The organism is Komagataeibacter nataicola, assembly GCF_003207795.1.
Classification (GTDB): Bacteria; Pseudomonadota; Alphaproteobacteria; order Acetobacterales; family Acetobacteraceae; genus Komagataeibacter; species Komagataeibacter nataicola.
Map to the genome: position 1 here is coordinate 141,157 of NZ_NIRT01000003.1, position 19,113 is coordinate 160,269.

The window sequence follows — 19,113 nt, forward strand, 5'->3', positions numbered from 1 at the left end:
GCAGCGGGGCGCTGGGAAATCAGAGGTTGGCGGTAATATCCGCCTCCAGCGCGGCAAGGCGCTGGTCGAGGTCTTCAAGCGTGGCGGCAGGCAGCAGGCCCGCGTTTTCCACCGCGCTTATGGCCTGCTGGCGGCAGCGGTCATGCTCCATGTCCAGGTCCTGCGTGCGGCCGGCGCCGGCGAGGCAGTCCAGATACGCATCGCGGATGGCGTCAAGCCGTGCGTCATGCACCGGCAGGGCCGCGAAAATGTCGCGCGCGCTTTTTTCCGCCCAGCCGGGCACCTCGGGGGTCTCTTCGGTGCTGGTGGGCAGGGCAGGCTGTTCGGCGGGGCCGGTCATGGGTTCGGTTCCTTTCCATATTGCTGCCAGTCCGCGCCACACAGCGCCCAGACCAGAATACCCTTTTGCGCGTGCAGGCGGTTTTCGGCCTCATCGAACACGACGGAGCGCGGACCTTCAAACACGTCTTCGGTCACTTCCTCCCCGATATGGGCAGGCAGGCAGTGCAGGAAAAGGGCATCGGGGGCGGCATGCGCCATCAGCGCCGCATCAACCCGGTAGGGCTCGAACGCGCTCACCCGCTGGTCCGATGCCTTGTCGGACATGCTGACCCATGTATCGGTAATGATCGCGTCGGCATCCTTTACCGCCGCAGCCGGGTCGGTCGTAACCGTGATGTCGGCCCCATGTTCGCGCGCCCAGGCCACCGCCGCGACCGATGGCGCATGGGTGGGCGGCGTTGCCAGCCGCAGGCTGAAGCCGAACAGGGCGGCGGCCTCGATGAAGGAGGTGGCGACATTGTTGCCATCACCCACCCACGCCAGCGTGCGGCCCCTGATCGGGCCGCGATGTTCCTCGAACGTCATGATGTCGGCCATGATCTGCACGGGGTGCGAATCAGGCGTCAGGCCGTTGATGACCGGCACGCTGCTCCACCGGGCCAGTTCGCGCAGGTTCTCGGTTTTGCCGGTGCGCAGCACGATGGCATCGACAAAGCGCGAGAGCACGCGCGCGGTGTCGGCAATGCTCTCGCCGCGCCCGAGCTGCATGTCGGACGGCGCAAGCAGCACCACGTTGCCGCCAAGCTGCTGCATGCCCACTTCAAACGAGACGCGCGTGCGCGTGGAGGGCTTGGAGAGCATCAGCCCTAGGGCGCGGCCGCGCAGCGGCAGGGCCGGGTGCAGCGGATGTGCCCTGTGGTCCTGCATGCGCTTGATGGCGCTGGCCACGTCAAGGATGGCGCGCAGCGTTGCGGCATCGAGGTCCTTGAGGTCGAGGAAGTGGCGGGGGGTGACGTGGGTGGGGGTACGTAGCGCGTTCATGCCACGGTCTCCGCATTGGTGGCCGCGAGGTGGGCCTGCACGCGCGCAGCCGCCCGGTCCAGCATGGACAGGGCCTCGGCGCAGTCGGCCTCGGTCACGGTCAGGGGGGGGAGCAGGCGCAGCACGTTGTCGCCCGCCGTCACGCACAGCATGCCCTCGCCAGTCGCCGCGTTCTGCACCAGCGCCACGTCGGGTTTGCATTTCAGGCCGATGAGCAGCCCGAGGCCGCGATGGGCGGTGAAAACGTCCGGGTGGGTGGCGATCAGCCGGTCGAAGCCCGCGTCAAGCTGTGCCGCGCGGGCCTGCACGCCTTCAAGGAAGCCGGGGGCGAGGATGATGTCGAGCACAGCATTGGCGGCGGCGCAGGCCAGCGGGCTGCCGCCAAAGGTGGTGCCGTGGCTGCCCGGGGTCATGTGCTTTGCGATGGTCTCTGTGGTCAGCACCGCCCCCATGGGGAAGCCGCCCGCAATGCCCTTGGCGGTGGACAGGATGTCAGGCGTGATGTCCGACCATTCATAGGCGAACAGGCGGCCGGTGCGGCCCATGCCGCACTGCACCTCGTCCACGCCCAGGAACAGGCCGTATTCATCGCACGCCGCGCGCAGTTCGCGCATGAAGCGCGGGTCGGCGACATGGATGCCGCTTTCGCCCTGCACCGGCTCGATCATGATGCCTGCCGTCTCGGCGCCAATGGCGTCGCGCACGGCGTTCATGTTGTTGAGCGGCACATGGTCGAAGCCTTCCACCCGCGGGCCGAAGCCATCAAGGTATTTGGCGTTGCCGGTAGCCGACAGGGTTGCCAGCGTGCGCCCGTGAAAGGCGCCGTGAAAGCAGATGATGCGCGTGCGCTCGGGATGGCCGGACTTGGCCTGCGCGCGGCGGATCATCTTGATCATGCCTTCATTGGCTTCCGCACCCGAATTGCAGAAGAAGGCGCTGTCGGCAAAGCTGTTGGCGACCAGCCGCTCGGCCAGCTGCTCGGCCTGCGGCACGCGATACAGGTTGGAGACATGCATGACGCGCTGCGCCTGCTGCGCGATGGCCTGCACCAGATGCGGGTTGTTGTGCCCGACCGAGGAGGTGGCGATGCCGGAGCCGAAATCGAGGAATCGTCGCCCGTCCACCGTGTACAGCCAGGCGCCTTCGCCACGCTCGAAAGCGAGGTCGGCGCGATTGTAATTCGGCATCAGGGCGGAAATCATGGAAATGGCCTTGCGATTTCGGTTCAAAGAAAAAAGAATGATGGTCCAGAAACGAAAATAACCCACCGCTCGGGGTGGGCATCCTTTCCTTCCTGCTTTTTCCGGCTCTCATGCGGGCCTTCGCCCACCGTGTCCGGGGCCGGAAAAGCGTAAGAATATGGCGCGCCGGGCCGAAATGCAACCTTCAGCGCCATTTCCACCCCGCGTTCTGGCCATGCCTGCCATACTGCCATAGGCGCGCGCGGGCTGATTGTGGCACACTGCGCGCATCATGGTGGCCCGTCCTTCCCGTTCCGCATCCCGCCCGCTGCCGCCCGCGCCCGATGGTGCGGCCCTGCGCGCGGTCGCACTGGCCTATCTGGCCCGCTTCTCGGCCACGCGGGCGGGGGTGACGCGGGTGCTGGCCCGCCATGTCGACCGCTGGGCGCGCCGCGCGGTTGATGGCGGCATGGATGCGGAGGAAGCTGCGCGCAGCGTGCAGCCCGCCCGCGCGCTGATCGAACGCATCGTGGCCGATATGGAAGGGCTGGGCGCGGTGGATGACGCCCGCTTTTCCGAATTCCGCGCGCGCTCGCTGGCACGCGCCGGGCGTTCGCGCCGCATGGTTGCCGCCCATCTGAGCGCGCGCGGCGTGGATGAGGCGACGGTGGGCGTTGCGGTGGAGGAAGCGCTGGGCGCGCGCGATGGCGAGGGGCGCGAGACCGAGCTGGCCGCAGCCCTCGTCTTCATCCGCAAGCGCCGGGCGGGGCCTTTCCTGCGGGCCGATGCCGATGAGGCGGAGGCCGCCCTGCGCCACCGCCGCGCGATGGATGCCATGGCGCGCGCGGGCTTTGCGCGCGATACGGCGCGCACGGCGCTGGACATGGACCGTGACGAGGCGGAGGACAGGATCATGCGTATGAGGATGGCATGAAGCGCGTGCTGGCGCGGAGTGCGGCGGGGCTTGCGCTCGTGTCGCTTGCGGCCTGTGCCGGGGGCAGCGGGCAGGGCTGGCATGGAGCGGTGCAGTGCGCGCCCTATGCGCGGCAGGTTACGCATGTGCAGTTGCGCGGCGATGCGGCCTCATGGTGGGGGCAGGCGCAGGGGCATTACCCCCGCACGCACGTGCCCCGCGCGGGTGCGGTGCTGGTGTTCAGGTCGACGGGCCGCCTGCCGGACGGGCATGTCTCGGTCGTGCGGCAGGTGCGCGGCCCGCGTGAGGTGCTGGTGGACCAGGCCAACTGGGTGCCAGGAAGGGTGGGCCACGGCGAGCCGGTGGTCGATGTATCGGGGCGCAATGACTGGTCGCAGGTCAAGGTCTGGTGGTCCCCCATTCACGGCATGGGCAAAACCGTCTATCCTGCCTACGGGTTCATCCTGCCACGGGGCTGAGTGGCGTGCGGCAGGGGTGCTTGCATATCGTGCGTTCTCCCCTCACATAGGCGGGGAGGGCAGGCCGCTTCCATACGGGAGGGCGGCCAACACGGCATTTTGCGTCATGGACGCGGATCGAGGGATGCGATGGGTAGCTTGAGCTGGGGACATTGGCTGATCGTACTGGCAGTCGTGCTGGTACTGTTTGGCGGCGGCGGCAAGATCAGTTCGCTCATGGGTGACATGGCGCGCGGAATCAAGTCGTTCAAGAAGAACATGGCCGATGACGAGCCGCACGAGCCCGTCGCCTCCGGTCACATTCAGGGTCCGGGCAAGGAAAAGGACGCAACCTTCACCGAAGCGCCGCAGCCTTCCACCAATAACGTGAAATGACACGACTTTCCGATCGCGCGGGCGGGCCGCGTTAAATCATGGCGCAGGCAGTTTTTCCCGCAGGGGCCTATTGCCGCGCGGTGGAGCGCATCATCGCCGCGGGCCAGCGCATGGACCGCTTCGGCTGGGTGCCCGCCACGGCGGGCAACATCAGCATCCGCCTGCCTGATGGCAACCTCGCCATCACGCGCTCGGGCGGGCACAAGGGGCAGCTCGGGCCAGACGGGGTGATCTGCGTCGATCCGCAGGGCCGCCCGCTGGCCCCAGGCGACCGGCCCAGCGCCGAGACGCTGCTGCACTGCCAGGTCTATGCCCATGACCCGGCGGCGGGCGCCGTGCTGCATGGCCATTCCGTCGCATCCACCGTGCTGTCGATGGCAGGCGGCGACGCCCTGGTGCTTGAAGGCTACGAGGTGCAGAAGGTCTTTGCCGGGCAGGACACGCATGCCGCCCGCGTGCATGTGCCCATATTCGACAATGATCAGGACATCGCCCGCCTCGCGCGCGTGGTGGCCCCGCATCTGGCTGGCATGTGCGCGGGCTACATCATTCGCGGCCACGGGGTGTATGTGTGGGGCGCTGACATGGACATGGCCCTTGCGCGGCTGGAGGGACTCGAGTTCCTGCTCGCCTGCGAACTGGAAAAAAGGAAGCTCCCATGAGCTGCCTGAATGTTTATGCCGACAACAATCCCGGTACGCCCATCATCCACCTGACCGACCCCGCCCGCATCGCGTCCGAACTCGCGCCCATCGGCGTACGCTTCGAGCGGTGGGACAGCCCGGTCACCCCCGACCGCGCCGCCCCCGAAGCCGAGGTGCTGGCCGCCTACCGCCCCTATCTTGACCAGTTGATGGGCGAGACGGGAGCCGGTTCGGCCGATGTGCTGCGTGTTGGCCCCGACACGCAGGGCTGGGCGGAGGCGCGGCGCAAATACCTGTCCGAGCACACGCATGGCGAGGACGAGGTGCGTTTTTTCGTGCACGGGCAGGGTGATTTCATCCTGCATGTGAATGGCCGCGTATATGACGTGCGCTGCACGGCGGGCGACCTGATTTCGGTGCCCGCAGGCACGCCGCACTGGTTTGACGGCGGCGAGACGCCCGATTTCGTGACGCTGCGCATCTTCACCAACCCCGATGGCTGGATCGCGCGCTATACCGGCAGTGACATCGCAGCCAGCTTCCCCGCCGAAGCCTGAGCCGCCCCGAAGGAGAACAAGACCGTGACCCAGGCCACGCGGCCGCCAGTACGTGCGGTGCTGCTGGATATCGAGGGGACGACCATACCGGTTTCCTTCGTCCATGCGACCCTGTTCCCCTATGCCCGCAAGGCGCTGCCCGCCCTGCTGCGCACTCATGCGGATGACCCCGCGGTAAAGGCCCAGATCGCGGAAATCGCGCATCTTGCCCCCGGTGTGCCCCCCCTGCGCCAGCTTGAGGCGTGGATGGACGCGGATGCCAAGGTCGCCCCGCTCAAGGCCCTGCAGGGCATGGTCTGGGCGCAGGGTTATGCCGAGGGCGTGCTCAAGGCCGCACTCTACCCTGATGTGGTGCCCGCCCTGCGCTGCTGGGCGGCGGCGGGGCTTTCGCTTGCGGTCTATTCCTCCGGCTCGGTGGCGGCGCAGAAGCTGATCTATGGCCATACGACCGAAGGCGACCTGAGCAGCGTGTTCGTGGGGTTTTACGATCTGGAGATGGGCGGCAAGCGCGATGCCGAAAGCTATCGCCGCATCCTTGACGCCGCGCGCTGGCAGGCGGGCGATGTGCTGTTCCTGTCCGATGTGGTGGCCGAGCTTGATGCGGCGGCGGCGGCAGGCCTGCGCACCTGCCAGATCGTGCACCCCGAGGATGGCACGCAGCCCGGCACCACGCACCCGGTTGCAGGCTCGCTGGCCGAAGTGGCAATGCGTTTCGGCCTGCCCCACCCGGAGGTGGCATGAAGGCGCGGCTGCATACCGACTGGCGCCACATCCCCGATAGCGCGCGCGGGTGCGTGGCCGCCCTGGGCAATTTTGATGGCGTGCATCTGGGCCATGCCCATCTGGTCCATGCCCTGCATGCCGCCCGCCCCGAGCGTGAACTGGCGGTGGTGACGTTCGAGCCGCATCCGCGTGAACTCTTCCGCCCGCAGGACCCGCCCTTTCGCCTGACCCTGCCCGAGGAGCGTTTTGCAGCCCTGGCCGCCCTTGGGGTGAGGCATGTGTTCCAGATCGGGTTTGACCCCGAATTCAGCGCCATGGGTGCGGAACACTTCGTGACCCGCGTGCTGCATGAAGGGCTTGGCCTGCGCCATGTCGCCTGTGGCATGGACTTCGCCTTCGGTCACCGCAGGCAGGGTAATGTCGATTTCCTGGCCGAGCAGACCGAGGCGCTGGGCATCGGGCTGACGGTGGTGCCGCCGCTATCCGATTCGCTGGGGCCGTATTCCTCAAGCCGCATCCGCCGGCTGCTGCAGGATGGCTACCCCGAGCGCGCGGCGGAAGAACTTGGTCGCCCATGGTCGATTCGTGGCGTGGTGCAGCATGGCGACAAGCGTGGCCGCCTGCTCGGCTTCCCCACCGCCAACATCGCCCTTGGCCGCCACCTCGAGCCCGCGCGCGGCGTCTATGCCGTGAGCGTGCGCCTGGCCGATGGCCGGGTCTGCCCCGGCGTTGCCAATATCGGCCGCAGGCCCACCATCAATGACGGGCAGGAAAGCCGGCTTGAAGTGCATCTGCTCGGCTTTGATGGCGACCTGTATGGCCAGACCCTGTCGGTGGCGCTGCACACGCTGCTGCGCGCCGAGCGCCGGTTTGACGGGCTTGATGCGCTCAAGGCGCAGATCGCGCGTGATTCCGCGCAGGCCAGCGCCTGGCTTGCCACGCACCAGACAGGCAGCCCGTCGGCCAAGGCTTGACCGCGCCGGGCTGCGGCACCCATAACGTTGCGCCCCCTGATGTTGCATCCCCGGGGGCCAGCTGAACTTTCCCCTGCCAGAAGAACAGAACAGGCCATGTCCGAGTCAAAACCACAGGATCTCTACCGGGAGACGGTCTTCCTGCCGACGACCTCCTTCCCCATGCGCGGCAGCCTGCCCCGGCGGGAACCCGAGATTCTGGCGGGGTGGGACAGCGAGAAGCTTGATGCGCGCCTGTTTGAGCAGGCGAAGGGGCGTGACGTGTTCATGCTCCATGATGGCCCGCCCTACGCCAATGGCCACCTGCATATTGGCCACGCGCTGAACAAGATCCTTAAGGACGTGATCAACCGTGCCCACCGCATGGCGGGCTACGGCATCCATTACGTGCCGGGCTGGGACTGCCACGGCCTGCCGATCGAATGGAAGATCGAGGAGGAATACCGCAAGCGCGGGCAGGATAAGGACAGCGTGCCCGTGCTGCAGTTCCGCGCCGAGTGCCGCGCCTATGCCCAGAAATGGCTCGACACGCAGGCCAGCGAGTTCCGCAGGCTGGGCGTGCAGGCGGAGTGGGCGAACCGCTACGCCACCATGGATTTCTCCTCGGAAGCGGCCATCGCGGGCGAGATCGGCAAGTTCCTGCTCAACGGCCTGCTGTACCGTGGCCTGCGCCCGGTCATGTGGAGCCCGGTGGAAAAGACCGCGCTGGCCGAGGCCGAGATCGAATACCGTGATCATGAATCCACCGCCATCCACGTCGCCTTCCCCTTCGTGACCGACCCCACGCCCGCAAAGGCGCTCGATGACGTGGCCGCCGTGATCTGGACCACCACGCCGTGGACCATCCCCGCCAACCGCGCCATCGCTTATGGCCCGGACATCACCTACGCCGTGGTGCGGGTTGATGGCGTGAGCGAGAACGCAACGCTGGAGCCCGAAGCAAAGGTGCTGGTGGCCGAAGACCTGATTGCGCCGTTCTGCGAGGCCGCGGGGGTTACGGCCCACCATGTGCTCTACACCATGCCCGGCAGCGCGCTTGAAGGCGCGATCTGTGCCCATCCGCTGCGCGGGCAGGGCTATGATTTCGACGTGCCGCTGCTGCCCGGCGAGCATGTCACCACCGAGGCGGGCACCGGGCTGGTCCACACCGCCCCCGCTCATGGCGAGGACGACTTCAACCTCGGCCGCGCCTATGGCCTCGAGATCACCGAACTGGTGATGGATGACGGCCGTTACGCCGACTATGTGCCCCTTTTTGCCGGTGGCCATGTGTTCAAGGCCGCCGAGCCGGTGTGTCAGGCCCTGCTTGAGGCCATGCAGCGTGCCGTAAGCGCGGGCGCTGCCCCCTGCGGGCTGGTGGCGCGGACGACGCTTGTGCATTCCTATCCGCATTCCTGGCGCTCGCGCGCACCCATCATCTATCGCGCTACCCCGCAATGGTTCATCCGCATGGATGGCGAGGGCCACCTGCGTGACCGCGCGCTGGCGGCCCTTGACAAGGTGACCTTCGTGCCCGCGCAGGCACGCAACCGCCTGACCTCCATGGTCGCGGGCCGTCCCGACTGGTGCATCAGCCGCCAGCGCGCCTGGGGCGTGCCCATTGCCGTATTCGTGGAAAAGCGTACGGGTGAAGTCCTGCGCGATCGGGAGGTGATGGAGCGCATTGTCTCCGCCTTCCGCGCCGAGGGGGCGGATGCGTGGTACAGCTCGCCTGCCTCGCGTTTCCTGGGTGAAGGCCGCAACCCTGATGAGTACGAGCAGGTGTTCGATATCGTGGATGTATGGTTCGAGAGTGGCTCGACCCATGCCTTCGTGCTCGGCCACGGCGACATGCCTTTCCCCGCCGACCTGTATCTTGAAGGCTCGGACCAGCATCGCGGCTGGTTCCAGTCCTCGCTGCTCGAGAGTGTCGGCACGCGCGGCGTAGCCCCCTACAAGGCGCTGGTGACCAATGGCTTCGTGCTTGATGAGCAGGGCCGCAAGATGTCGAAGTCGCTGGGCAATGTCATTGCGCCGCAGGATGTCAATGACAGCCTTGGCGCCGACATCCTGCGCCTGTGGGTCATGAACTCGGACACCAACGAGGACCTGCGCATCGGCAAGGAGATTCTCAAGCAGCAGGGCGAGCTGTACCGCCGCCTGCGCAACACGCTGCGCTGGCTGCTCGGCGCGCTTGACGGCTTTACCGAAGCCGAGCGCGTGCCCTACGCCGAGCTGCCCGAGCTTGAGCGCTGGGTGCTGCACCGCATGACCGAACTCGGCGGCCTCGTGGCCCGCGCGGTGGAAACGCATGAATGGGTGGGTGTCTATCCCGCGCTGCACGGCTTCTGCGCGGCTGACCTGTCGGCCTTCTATTTTGACGTGCGCAAGGACACCATCTACTGCGATGGCCCCTCGAGCCTGAAACGCCGGGCCGCGCGCACCGTGCTCGACCACCTGCACCGCAACCTGTGCGCCTGGCTGGCCCCCGTGCTGGTGTTTACGGCGGAGGAAGCCTGGCTGGCCCGCCCCGGCAATACCGAGAGCGTGCACCTGCAGTCATTCGCGGAACTGCCCCCCGAGTGGAACGACCCCGAACTGGGCGAGCGCTGGGCCATGCTGCGCGCCGTGCGCCGCGTCATCACCACCGAGATCGAGACCGCGCGGCGTGACGGGCTGGTCAAGTCCTCGCTGCAGGCTGGGCTTGAACTCCCCCTGTCTGAGGCGGAAGCGGCACAATTTGCCGATGTGGACTGGGCGGAGCTGAGCATTGTCTCGCAGGCCGATGTGACCGTGGTGGCGGGCAGCGGCTCGATCTATCTGGGCGAGGACGAGGCGCAGCAGGGCACTCCGCACGGCATTCCCACCATCAGCGTGGCCACGGGCCATAAATGCGCGCGCTGCTGGAAGGTGCTGGATGAAGTGGGGCAGGATGCCCATCACCCCGAACTGTGCCTGCGCTGTGTCGATGTGGTGCAGGGCAAGGCATAACCGCGATGAACAACCGCGTTCTGGGTGCCGTCTGCCTGCTCGGCGCGCTGGTGGCAGACCAGGCCAGCAAATACTGGGTTCTGAACATCTATGACCTGCCGGCGCGTGAAAGCGTGCCGGTGCTGCCGGGCCTGAACCTGACCATGGTGTGGAACCATGCCATCACCTTCGGCATGCTGGGGGGCGCGGGGGCTGCCGGGCGTATCATCTTCTCGGTGGCTGCGCTGCTGATCGTGGCGGGCCTGGGCGTATGGATGGCGCGCACCCGGCGGCAATGGGTGGCAGTGGCGCTGGGCATGGTCATGGGCGGCGCGATTGGCAACGTGATCGACCGGCTGCGTTTTGGCGCGGTGGTCGATTTCATCCATGCCCATGCCTATGGCTGGTCATGGCCGGTGTTCAACATTGCCGATGCGCTGATAGATTGTGGCGTCGCGATCCTGATTATCGACAACCTGCGTGATCGCGATGCAAACTAGGGGGGGAGCGGCGTGCAGATGCTTGCCGAACCGTTCCACTAACGGTAATAGGCGAGATATGGCGATTTCAGCTCTCAGACCCCTTTCGTGTGCATTGCTTGTTTCCAGTGGCTTCATGCTCTCGGGGTGCACGGGTGCCGATGTTTCGCGCGCCTTCGGGCTGGAGCGGAGCCTGCCGGACGAATACACCGTCACCACCCGCGCGCCGCTGTCCATGCCGCCATCGGATGAACTCGGTGCGCCCAACAGCAACGCGGTGCAGCGCGCGCAGGACACCAATCCGCGCATGCAGGCGCTTGAAACCCTCTCGCCCAACGTGGCGCTACAGGGTGCCGACGGCACCGGCAGCGTAGGGCAGACCGCGCTTGTAGGCGCCGCGCAGGAAGCCGCGAACGAGCCCGACAAGGGCGAGATGGGCGGCGCCGATACCAGCTTTGTGGACAAGCTGATGTTCTGGCATGGCGGCGGAGCGGGGAACCTGGTCAATGGCAAGGCGGAAAACGCCCGCCTGCGCGAGGATTCGGCTCTTGGCCGCAACCTGACCCAGGGCGCAACCCCCACCGTAAGCGGCCCTGCCAAATAAGGGCTGGCGTCTTGCATGGGCGACATGTGGCCGCCCCAACCGCCGGTTTATCCGCATGAATACGTCTTCCACGCCTGAATTGCCGGTCATCCGTCGCCTGTCGGAGCAGGTGGTCAATCGCATTGCCGCGGGCGAGGTGATCGAGCGCCCGGCTGCGGCCCTCAAGGAGCTGGTGGAAAACGCCCTCGATTCGGGGGCGCGGCGCATCAGCATCCGCCTTGACCGCGGCGGGATCGACCGCATCGAGGTAACCGATGACGGCTGCGGCATGTCGCCCGATGATCTGTGCCTGGCGGTCGAGCGGCACTGCACTTCCAAGCTGCGTGATGAGACGCTGGTGCGCATTTCCACCCTTGGCTTCCGGGGGGAGGCGCTGCCCTCCATCGGGGCTGCGGCGCGGCTTACGGTCATGTCGCGGCGGCATGGGGCAGATTCGGCGTGGTCCATCCGCGTGGAAGGGGGCGCCGTAAGCCAGCCCGAACCCTGTGCCGGGCCCGCGGGCACCCGCGTGCTGGTGGAAGACCTGTTCTTTGCCACACCTGCGCGGCGCAAATTCCTTAAAAGTCCGCGTGTTGAATCCAGCCATGCCGAGAACGTGGTGCGCAGGCTGGCGCTGGCCGCCCCGGATGTGGCGTTCAGGCTGGAATTTGACCAGCGCGTGGTCCTTGACCTGCCCGCGCAGGACCGGGCCGCCCGTGTTGCCGCCATTCTCGAGGCCGGTCAGGCCGATGGCCTGCTGGCGGTTGAAGGCCAGCGCGGCGACCTGAAGCTGAGCGGCTATATCTGCGCGCCCTCGGTGCACCGGGCCACGGCGAACGGGCAGATGCTGCTGGTCAACGGGCGGCCGGTGGTCGATCCCGTGCTGCGCACGGCTGTCAGGGTGGCCTATCGCAACGTGATGGAGCACGGGCGGCATGCGGTCGTGGCCCTGTCGCTTGAAATTCCACCCGAGCAGGTGGATGTGAACGTGCACCCCGCCAAGACTGAACTGCGCTATGCCGATTCGGCTGCGGTGCGTGCGCTGGTCATTGGCGCGCTGGGCCGCGCCCTTGGCACCGGGGCGGGTGTTGCGGGCGTGCGGCCCGACCTGCTCCAGTCGCGCGGACCCTCTGCCGCGCGAATATGGTACCCGCCCGAGCGCGGGCATGATGCGCCAGACCTGTCTGCCCGCATGGCGGCCCCCCTGGCGCCAGAACCGCAGGTGCAGCAGGGCCTGCCGCCCGGCTTTGCCGAGTCGTCGCTGCCGCTCGCGGCCCTTCCCGCTGCCCGAAAGGCGGTGCCTGAAGCCGTGCTCGCGCATGCCGATACCACCGCCGCCATGGCTCACCCGCTTGGCGCCGCCGTGGCGCAGGTACTGGGCACCTATATCCTGTCACAGACGGCGGATGGCGCGCTGGTGCTCGTGGACCAGCATGCCGCCCATGAGCGCCTGACGCATGAAATCCTGCGTGCGCAGTATCTCGACGGCGAGATCCGCGCCCAGCGACTCCTGCTGCCCGAGGTGGTGGATCTGCCCGCCCGGCAGGTGGACGTGCTGCTGCCTTTCGCGCCCGCGCTGGCCCGGCTGGGCATCGAGATCGAACCCTTCGGTGGCACGGCGGTGCTGGTGCGCGCGCTGCCAGCGCTCCTGGGCAAGGAAAACCCGGCAGCCATGCTGCGCGACCTGGCCGAGGAACTGGAGGCGGACGAGCTTTCCACCCCCGCCCAGGCCGATGCGCTGGACAGCCGCATGGATGCGATCATTGCCCGCATGGCCTGCCACGGCAGCGTGCGTGCGGGCCGCAGGCTCACACACGAGGAAATGAACGCCCTGCTGCGCGACATGGAACGCACGCCGCGCGCGGGCACCTGCTCGCATGGCCGCCCTACCTGGCTGAAGCTGGAAAAGGCCGATCTTGAGCGGATGTTCGGCCGCCGCTAGGCCCCACGCCGGGGCCGGCAGGGGCGTGGGGCAGGGGTGCAGTGGCGGCGGCGTGCCGGAGTTCCTCTGCATAATGTGAGCGGGACGTGGCTGGATTCTCCTGGCCCAACGCCACTAGGGTCAGCGCATCATTCATGGATGATGTGAGACCGAATGTGCATCCGATCCTGCTCTCCCTAGTTACGTATCTGCCCCTTGTCGGGGCTGCGGCCATCATGCTCACGCGCGGCACGGCCCAGGGCACCGAGACCGCCGCGCGCTGGGTGGCGTTGTGGACCAGCGGCATCGTGTTCGTGCTGGCCGTGGTCATGTGGGCGCAGTTCGACCCCGCGCGGCACGGCATCCAGTTCGAGCAGCAGGTCGGGTGGGCCAGTGGTGCCGGCATTTCCTACCATGTGGGGGTTGATGGCATCAGCCTCATGTTCGTGCTGCTTTCCGCCTTCCTCACGCCGCTGGCCATCATTGGCGGGTGGCGGCAGGTCACGGGGCGGGTGCGCGACTACATGGTGGCCATGCTGGTGCTGGAAACCACGCTGATCGGCCTGTTCTCCGCCCTCGATCTGGTGCTGTTCTATGTGTTCTATGAAGCGACGCTGCTGCCCGCCAGCCTGATGATTGGCGTATGGGGCGGCCCGCGCCGGGTCTGGGCCTCATTGCAGTTCTTCCTGTTCACCTTTGGCGGCTCGCTGTTCATGCTGCTGGCGCTGCTGGCCATGTGGAACGCCACCGGCACCACCGATATCGTGGCCCTGCAGCATCATGGCTTTGGCCACGGCATGCAGTGCTGGCTGCTGGCAGGCTTCATCATTGCCTTTGGCGTCAAGCTGCCGCTGTTTCCGCTGCATGCATGGCTGCCCGATGCCTATACGGAGGCGCCCACGCCGGCCTCGGTCATGCTGTCTGGCGTGCTGTCAAAGGCGGGCGCGTATGGCCTGCTGCGCTTCGGGGTGATGATGTTCCCCGATGCGGCGCGGCTGTTCGCCCCCGTGGTGCTGACGCTGGGCGTGATCGCGGTGATCTATGCCGCCATCATCGCGCTGGCGCAGACCGACATGAAGCGCGTGATCGCCTATTCCTCGTTCTCGCATATGGGGGTGATCGCCATCGGGCTGTTTACGCTCACGCCCGAAGGAATTGATGGCGCGATCTTCCAGATGCTGTCGCATGGCATCGTGATTGCGGCGCTGTTCTTCTGTGTCTCGGCCGTGTCGTGGCGGGCGGAAACACGCGAGATCAGCGCGTTTTCCGGCGTGGCTCACAAGATGCCGGTACTGGCCACGCTGGCCATGCTGTTTGTCATGGCCAATATCGGCCTGCCGGGCACAGGCGCCTTCGTGGGTGAATTCCTGGTCATGGTCGGCGCGCTGCATGTCTCGTTCTGGCTGGCCTTCCTTGGTGGCACGAGCATGATTCTCGGTGCAGTCTATATGCTGGTGCTCTACCGCCGCGTGCTGTTTGGCGTGGATCGGGGCGGCATCGTAGCATTGCTGCGCGACCTGACCGGGCAGGAGCTTGCCGTGCTGGTGCCACTGGCCATCGTCACGGTGTGGATGGGGGTGCACCCCAACTCGTTCCTGCGCGTGTTTGACCCGGCCGTGACCTACCTGCTGCACCCGCTGGCCACAGTGGCTGCGGTCGAGCCCACGCAGATCACGCATGTAGCAGGATAAAAGTTTTGGGTGCCGCCTTTTTCAAAAGGCGGCGTTCTTCTGAAGCTTTTTGAAAAAAGCTTAACCAGAACCATCTGCTTTTAAAGCCCGGCCTCACCACGAGGCCGGGTTTTTTTATACGTCGAGGTTATCGACCTGATTGGCGTGTTCCTGAATGAAGCGGAAGCGCAGTTCCGCCTTGCGGCCCATCAGGTGTTCCACGCGCTCGAGTGTGAAGGCTCTGTCCTCGGGCGGGGTGATGACCTTGAGCAGCGTGCGGTGTTTGGGGTCCATGGTGGTCTGCTTGAGGTCGGCGGGCGGCATTTCACCCAGGCCCTTGAAGCGCGAGACCTCGACCTTGCTGTTGGGCTTGAACACCTTCTTCAGCTTGCGCTCGCGATCGGTGTCATCCATGGCGTAAACGCTCTTGCTGCCCTGCGTGAGGCGGTAAAGCGGCGGTTGGGCCAGGTACAGGTGCCCGCCCCGGATCAGGCCGGGCAGTTCGCGGTAGAAAAATGTCATGAGCAGTGATGCGATATGCGCACCATCCACATCGGCATCGGTCATGATGATGATGCGGCCATAGCGCAGTTTGCTGGCGTCAAAGCGCTCGCCGGTGCCGCAGCCCAGTGCCTCGACAAGATCGCGCAGTTCCTGGTTGCCGCGCAGCTTTTCATTCGAGGCGCTGGCCACGTTCAGGATCTTGCCGCGTAGAGGCAGCACGGCCTGCGTCTCGCGGTTGCGGGCCTGTTTGGCGGAGCCGCCTGCCGAATCGCCTTCGACCAGAAAGATTTCGGTCTCGGCCGCGTTCTCGCGCGTGCAGTCGGTCAGCTTGCCGGGCAGGCGCAGGCGGCGGGTGGCACTTTTGCGCGGGGTGTCCTTCTGTTCCTTGCGGCGCAGGCGTTCCTCGGCGCGTTCCACCACAAAGGCCAGCAGGTTATCGGCCTGTGGCGGGTTGCCCGCCAGCCAGTGGTCAAAGCGGTCGCGCAGCGCGGTCTCGACAAGCTTGCTGGCCTCGCTGCTGGTCAGTTTCTCCTTGGTCTGGCCCTGAAACTGCGGGTCGCGGATGAATACTGACAGCTTGGCGGCGATGCAGCCCATGATGTCATCGGCGGTGATGTTGGCCGCGCGCTTGTTGGCGCGCTGCTCGCCCCAGCTGCGCAGGCCCTTGACCAGCGCGTTGCGAAACCCGGTCTCGTGCGTGCCGCCATTGGGGGTAGGAATGGTGTTGCAGTAAGAGGCCAGCGCCGCAGGCCCCTGCTCGAGAAAGGCGATGGCCCATTCCATGCGCCCCGTATCCGCGCCATCAGGCCCGGTGGGCAGGTCGGCGTCACCGGCCCACAGATCGGTCAGCAGGGCGGCTTTCTCGCCAAGTTCATCGCGCAGGCTGTCAGCCAGCCCGCCGGGGAAGTGCAGTACCGCCTCGGCGGGGATGTCATGGTCCCTGATCAGCGCGGGGTCGCACGACCAGCGGATGGTGACGCCACGGAACAGGAACGCCTTGGAGCGGCACAGCCGGTACAGCCGTGCGGGCGAGAAATGCAGCCGCCCGAAAATCTCGGGGTCAGGCGTGAAACGGATCTGGGTGCCACGCCGGTTGTTGACCGGACCAACCTTCTCCACGCCCGCCAGCGGGCGGCCGCGCTCATAGACCTGCCGCCACAGGGCGCGGTCACGCGCGATCTCGACTTCCATGCGCGACGCCAGCGCGTTGACCACCGATGAGCCAACCCCGTGCAGCCCGCCCGAGGTGGCATAGGCCTTGCCCGAGAACTTGCCGCCCGCATGCAGCGTGGTCAGGATCACTTCAAGCGCGGAGCGGTCGGGAAAGCGGGGATGCGCATCGACGGGAATGCCACGCCCGTTATCGCGGATGGTCAGGTAATCACCGGCCTCGAGCGTGACATCGATGGTGGTGGCGTGGCCGGCCACCGCCTCGTCCATCGCGTTATCGAGGATCTCCGAGGCGAGGTGATGATACGCCGTCTCGTCCGTGCCGCCGATATACATGCCCGGCCGCCGCCGCACGGGTTCGAGTCCTTCCAGCACCTCGATGGCGCTGGCGTCATAGGAATCGGGACCGTTTTTTGCGGGGTCTGGCATGGCGGCGGGGGGAACCTTGTGCGGGGTGGGCCGGGCAGGCGGCGCAGGCGTGGAAAAAAGATCGTCGTTCATGAAGCGTTCTTTGTTCTGTCAGGTCACGTCCTGTCAAGCTGCGCGGCCTGTCTCCTTGCGCCGACTATGCCCGCACTTGCAGGCATGAAAAAGGCCGGACAAAGCCCGGCCCCGATTTTTCTTTACTCTTTGCGCGCAGGCTGGCGCGGATCAGCTGCGCACCGTGCGGCGCGCGGGCGTGCGCGGGCGGGCGGGGGTTGCGGCCGGGCGGTTGGGTGCCGTGCAGGTCAGGTAAGAGGCAGGCTGGATGATGTCCTTGGCCTGGGCGTAGTTGGACAGGTCGGCCGTGCTTTCGAGCTCCTGTACCTCATCGAACATGGAAATGTGCTGCTGGCAGAACGCCGTGCCCGCCTGCAGGCCACGCTCGGACTGCACATTGGCCAGCTGCGTGATGTAGTCATCATGCTGGCGCTGGGCGTTGCGGCCATAGGTGGAGGAGAAATACCCGTTGAGCACATGCTCCTCGCTGGCGAGCTTGCTGCGGAACTTGCCTACAAAACTGTTGTACTTGTCCTGCGCGCCACAGGACAGGGCAGTGACCATGAGCTGGCTTTTCAGGCCCTGTACGTCAAACGCCTCATGCGCGGGGGAGGGGGAGCACGGACCGGCAGCCAGTGCCTGCCCGCCATTAACCAGCCCCACAAGGGCAAGAGCTGCAGCGCCAGCGCGCCAGATCGACATGGACATCAGGACGGGTTCTCCAGGGTAGTGGGGCGGTTGCCAGCGGGGGTAATGCACGGACCCCGCATATTCCGGCACGATGAAATCCGGATCAGGTCTATAGCGCAAACATGCCGCCGCCAAAAGGGCGCGCGGCTGACCCGCGTTCAAAAAGATGCGTTATGAATGCACGATGGGATGACAGCGACCCGTGGGCCGGGTATGCCACACGGGCAGGGCGTGCATGCCTGCGCAAAAGCAAGGGGTGGGGCTTTTCCCCCTGGATGCGTTGCTCTACAGCGTATGCCACGGTGGTTGGCCCCTGAGCCAATCCTGACCGTTACGGGGCAGCGCAGGCGCAATGGTCCTGAGTAACGGGTGATGTATCAAACACAGCGGAGCTGACGAGTGCGACTGCGACTGTCTGCAATCATGATGACGACGGGCATTCTGCTCGCCGGATGTGACAACAAACCGGCGGTGAACCTTGGCGGCATCACCGGAACCCCCAATCCTTACAATTACATGAAGGCCTCGGGGCAGTGCCAGGTTGGCAGCCTTGCCAGTGCGGGCAAGGACACGAAGTCCACCACCATGCAGGTGCGCAGCGATGATGGCTACTGCGCCATCGAGACGCGGGCCTCGGCAGGTCACCCCTATGCCTCGTTTGGCGTTTCTCCCGCGCCCGATCACGGCAAGGTGTTCATCTATAATTATAATGATCACACTTACGTGACATACACGGCCAACACCGCCTATTCCGGCCCGGACAAGTTCCGTGTCGTGCTGATTCCCGGTGGGGGCAAGCCGCGTGAATACATGGACGTGGCCACCACCGTCACGGCGCCTGCCGTTACCGCCGCGAAGTAATCCGGCGGCCAGCCAGCCCTGCCTGCTGCAGGGCTGGCTGGCAGGTCAGATGGAGAAGGTGATCGGCTCGGGCAGGGGGCGGCGCATGCCGGCATGCTCGGCCCGGCGCACAAGGTCATCAAGGCTGATCTTGCGGCACTGTTCATCGACCATCGTATCGAATTCCTGCCAGCATGGCTCGACAACCTTCTGGAACAGCCCGCCAACGGGGCCATCATCCGTGTTGTCTTCCGCCGTGATGACCGCAAGGATGTCCGCAAGCAGGATATCGCGCCGCGGGCGGCCGAGGCGGTAGCCGCCACGGGGGCCACGCACGCTTTCCAGCAGGCCCGAGCGTGACAGGGTCTGGAGCAGCGGCTCGATCCCGCGCCGGGCAAGGCCCGCGCGCTCGGCGATGTCGGCAGCGCTGATGGTGCCGTTCCGCCCCGCGTGAAAGGCCACGTCAAGCATGATCAGTATGGCGATCATGGTCCTGTCACGCCGCAGCAGCATATCGTTCAGCCTCGCCTTGCATGGATGAAAAAACCGGTTCCCCCCATTTACCAGCAATCGGACGATTGTTCCACGCTTCTGTTCAGGAGGATGGTGGATTATGTCAGACTGCACGCGTGAATAGGCCATTACCGCACCAAGGAGT

The 19,113-nt window shown here is 66.1% G+C and carries 19 protein-coding genes; 13 read left to right on the forward strand and 6 right to left on the reverse strand.

Annotated elements, in window-relative coordinates; genetic code table 11:
- Positions 1-19: 19 nt before the first annotated feature.
- Genes CDI09_RS03060 through CDI09_RS03070 form a run of 3 tightly spaced genes read right to left on the reverse strand, consistent with a single transcriptional unit; the run spans position 20 to position 2,525 of the window.
- Positions 20-340 carry a hypothetical protein gene (locus tag CDI09_RS03060; RefSeq protein ID WP_078524877.1) on the reverse strand — a complete coding sequence of 107 codons (321 nt, stop codon included), beginning with the start codon at positions 338-340 and terminating at the stop codon, positions 20-22.
- Positions 337-1,323: an ornithine carbamoyltransferase gene (gene argF / locus CDI09_RS03065; RefSeq protein ID WP_078524875.1), complete on the reverse strand. Its 987-nt coding sequence runs from the start codon at positions 1,321-1,323 to the stop codon at positions 337-339. Before argF ends, CDI09_RS03060 begins: the two co-directional genes overlap by 4 nt.
- Positions 1,320-2,525: an aspartate aminotransferase family protein gene (locus tag CDI09_RS03070; RefSeq protein ID WP_078527765.1), complete on the reverse strand. Its 1,206-nt coding sequence runs from the start codon at positions 2,523-2,525 to the stop codon at positions 1,320-1,322. Before CDI09_RS03070 ends, argF begins: the two co-directional genes overlap by 4 nt.
- 271 nt (positions 2,526-2,796) lie before the next feature.
- Here CDI09_RS03070 and CDI09_RS03075 point away from each other — a divergent pair, with 271 nt between their 5' ends.
- The 12 genes from CDI09_RS03075 to CDI09_RS03130 all read left to right on the forward strand — a co-directional run bounded on the left by CDI09_RS03075 (position 2,797) and on the right by CDI09_RS03130 (position 14,792).
- Positions 2,797-3,438 carry a regulatory protein RecX gene (locus tag CDI09_RS03075; protein ID WP_078527763.1) on the forward strand — a complete coding sequence of 214 codons (642 nt, stop codon included), beginning with the start codon at positions 2,797-2,799 and terminating at the stop codon, positions 3,436-3,438.
- The gene (locus tag CDI09_RS03080; RefSeq protein WP_078524873.1) at positions 3,435-3,896 is read left to right on the forward strand and encodes a CHAP domain-containing protein; all 462 of its coding nucleotides are present in this window, start codon (positions 3,435-3,437) and stop codon (positions 3,894-3,896) included. Before CDI09_RS03075 ends, CDI09_RS03080 begins: the two co-directional genes overlap by 4 nt.
- Before the next feature lie 129 nt (positions 3,897-4,025).
- Complete coding sequence (locus CDI09_RS03085; protein ID WP_061273365.1) at positions 4,026-4,271, forward strand: twin-arginine translocase TatA/TatE family subunit; 246 nt, start codon at positions 4,026-4,028, stop codon at positions 4,269-4,271.
- Between the two features lie 38 nt (positions 4,272-4,309).
- The gene (locus CDI09_RS03090) at positions 4,310-4,933 is read left to right on the forward strand and encodes a methylthioribulose 1-phosphate dehydratase (protein ID WP_078524871.1); all 624 of its coding nucleotides are present in this window, start codon (positions 4,310-4,312) and stop codon (positions 4,931-4,933) included.
- The gene (locus tag CDI09_RS03095) at positions 4,930-5,472 is read left to right on the forward strand and encodes a 1,2-dihydroxy-3-keto-5-methylthiopentene dioxygenase (protein ID WP_078524869.1); all 543 of its coding nucleotides are present in this window, start codon (positions 4,930-4,932) and stop codon (positions 5,470-5,472) included. Before CDI09_RS03090 ends, CDI09_RS03095 begins: the two co-directional genes overlap by 4 nt.
- A gap of 24 nt (positions 5,473-5,496) precedes the next feature.
- Entirely contained in the window at positions 5,497-6,213 is a 717-nt protein-coding gene (gene mtnC / locus CDI09_RS03100; protein WP_078524867.1) for an acireductone synthase, read from the forward strand.
- A complete protein-coding gene (locus CDI09_RS03105; RefSeq protein WP_078524866.1) occupies positions 6,210-7,169 on the forward strand; it encodes a bifunctional riboflavin kinase/FAD synthetase in 960 nt (319 codons plus the stop codon). The genes mtnC and CDI09_RS03105 overlap by 4 nt, the downstream gene beginning before the upstream one ends.
- 96 nt (positions 7,170-7,265) lie before the next feature.
- A complete protein-coding gene (gene ileS, locus CDI09_RS03110; protein WP_078524864.1) occupies positions 7,266-10,139 on the forward strand; it encodes an isoleucine--tRNA ligase in 2,874 nt (957 codons plus the stop codon).
- 5 nt (positions 10,140-10,144) lie between these two features.
- Positions 10,145-10,618, forward strand: coding sequence for a signal peptidase II (gene lspA / locus CDI09_RS03115; protein ID WP_078524862.1), 474 nt, complete (start codon positions 10,145-10,147; stop codon positions 10,616-10,618).
- A 94-nt stretch (positions 10,619-10,712) separates the two neighbouring features.
- A complete protein-coding gene (locus CDI09_RS03120; protein WP_078524861.1) occupies positions 10,713-11,201 on the forward strand; it encodes a DUF3035 domain-containing protein in 489 nt (162 codons plus the stop codon).
- Positions 11,202-11,256: 55 nt separating this feature from the next.
- Complete coding sequence (mutL, locus tag CDI09_RS03125) at positions 11,257-13,122, forward strand: DNA mismatch repair endonuclease MutL (RefSeq protein ID WP_078524859.1); 1,866 nt, start codon at positions 11,257-11,259, stop codon at positions 13,120-13,122.
- A 134-nt stretch (positions 13,123-13,256) separates the two neighbouring features.
- Positions 13,257-14,792 (forward strand): NADH-quinone oxidoreductase subunit M, encoded by a 1,536-nt coding sequence (locus CDI09_RS03130; RefSeq protein WP_078524857.1) that lies wholly within the window; start codon positions 13,257-13,259, stop codon positions 14,790-14,792.
- A 114-nt stretch (positions 14,793-14,906) separates the two neighbouring features.
- On the opposite strand, the gene parE is transcribed toward CDI09_RS03130, so the two are convergent.
- Both parE and CDI09_RS03140 read right to left on the reverse strand, forming a co-directional pair.
- Positions 14,907-16,946, reverse strand: a complete 2,040-nt coding sequence (parE, locus tag CDI09_RS03135) for a DNA topoisomerase IV subunit B (RefSeq protein WP_078524855.1) — start codon at positions 16,944-16,946, stop codon at positions 14,907-14,909.
- A gap of 150 nt (positions 16,947-17,096) precedes the next feature.
- Positions 17,097-17,633: a hypothetical protein gene (locus CDI09_RS03140; protein WP_078527761.1), complete on the reverse strand. Its 537-nt coding sequence runs from the start codon at positions 17,631-17,633 to the stop codon at positions 17,097-17,099.
- Positions 17,634-18,038: 405 nt separating this feature from the next.
- Between CDI09_RS03140 and CDI09_RS03145 the strand changes: the two genes are divergently transcribed.
- Entirely contained in the window at positions 18,039-18,476 is a 438-nt protein-coding gene (locus CDI09_RS03145) for a hypothetical protein (RefSeq protein WP_078524853.1), read from the forward strand.
- A gap of 45 nt (positions 18,477-18,521) precedes the next feature.
- Here CDI09_RS03145 and CDI09_RS03150 read toward each other — a convergent pair whose 3' ends face one another.
- Positions 18,522-18,968: an RrF2 family transcriptional regulator gene (locus CDI09_RS03150; RefSeq protein ID WP_078524851.1), complete on the reverse strand. Its 447-nt coding sequence runs from the start codon at positions 18,966-18,968 to the stop codon at positions 18,522-18,524.
- Between the last annotated feature and the right edge of the window lie 145 nt (positions 18,969-19,113).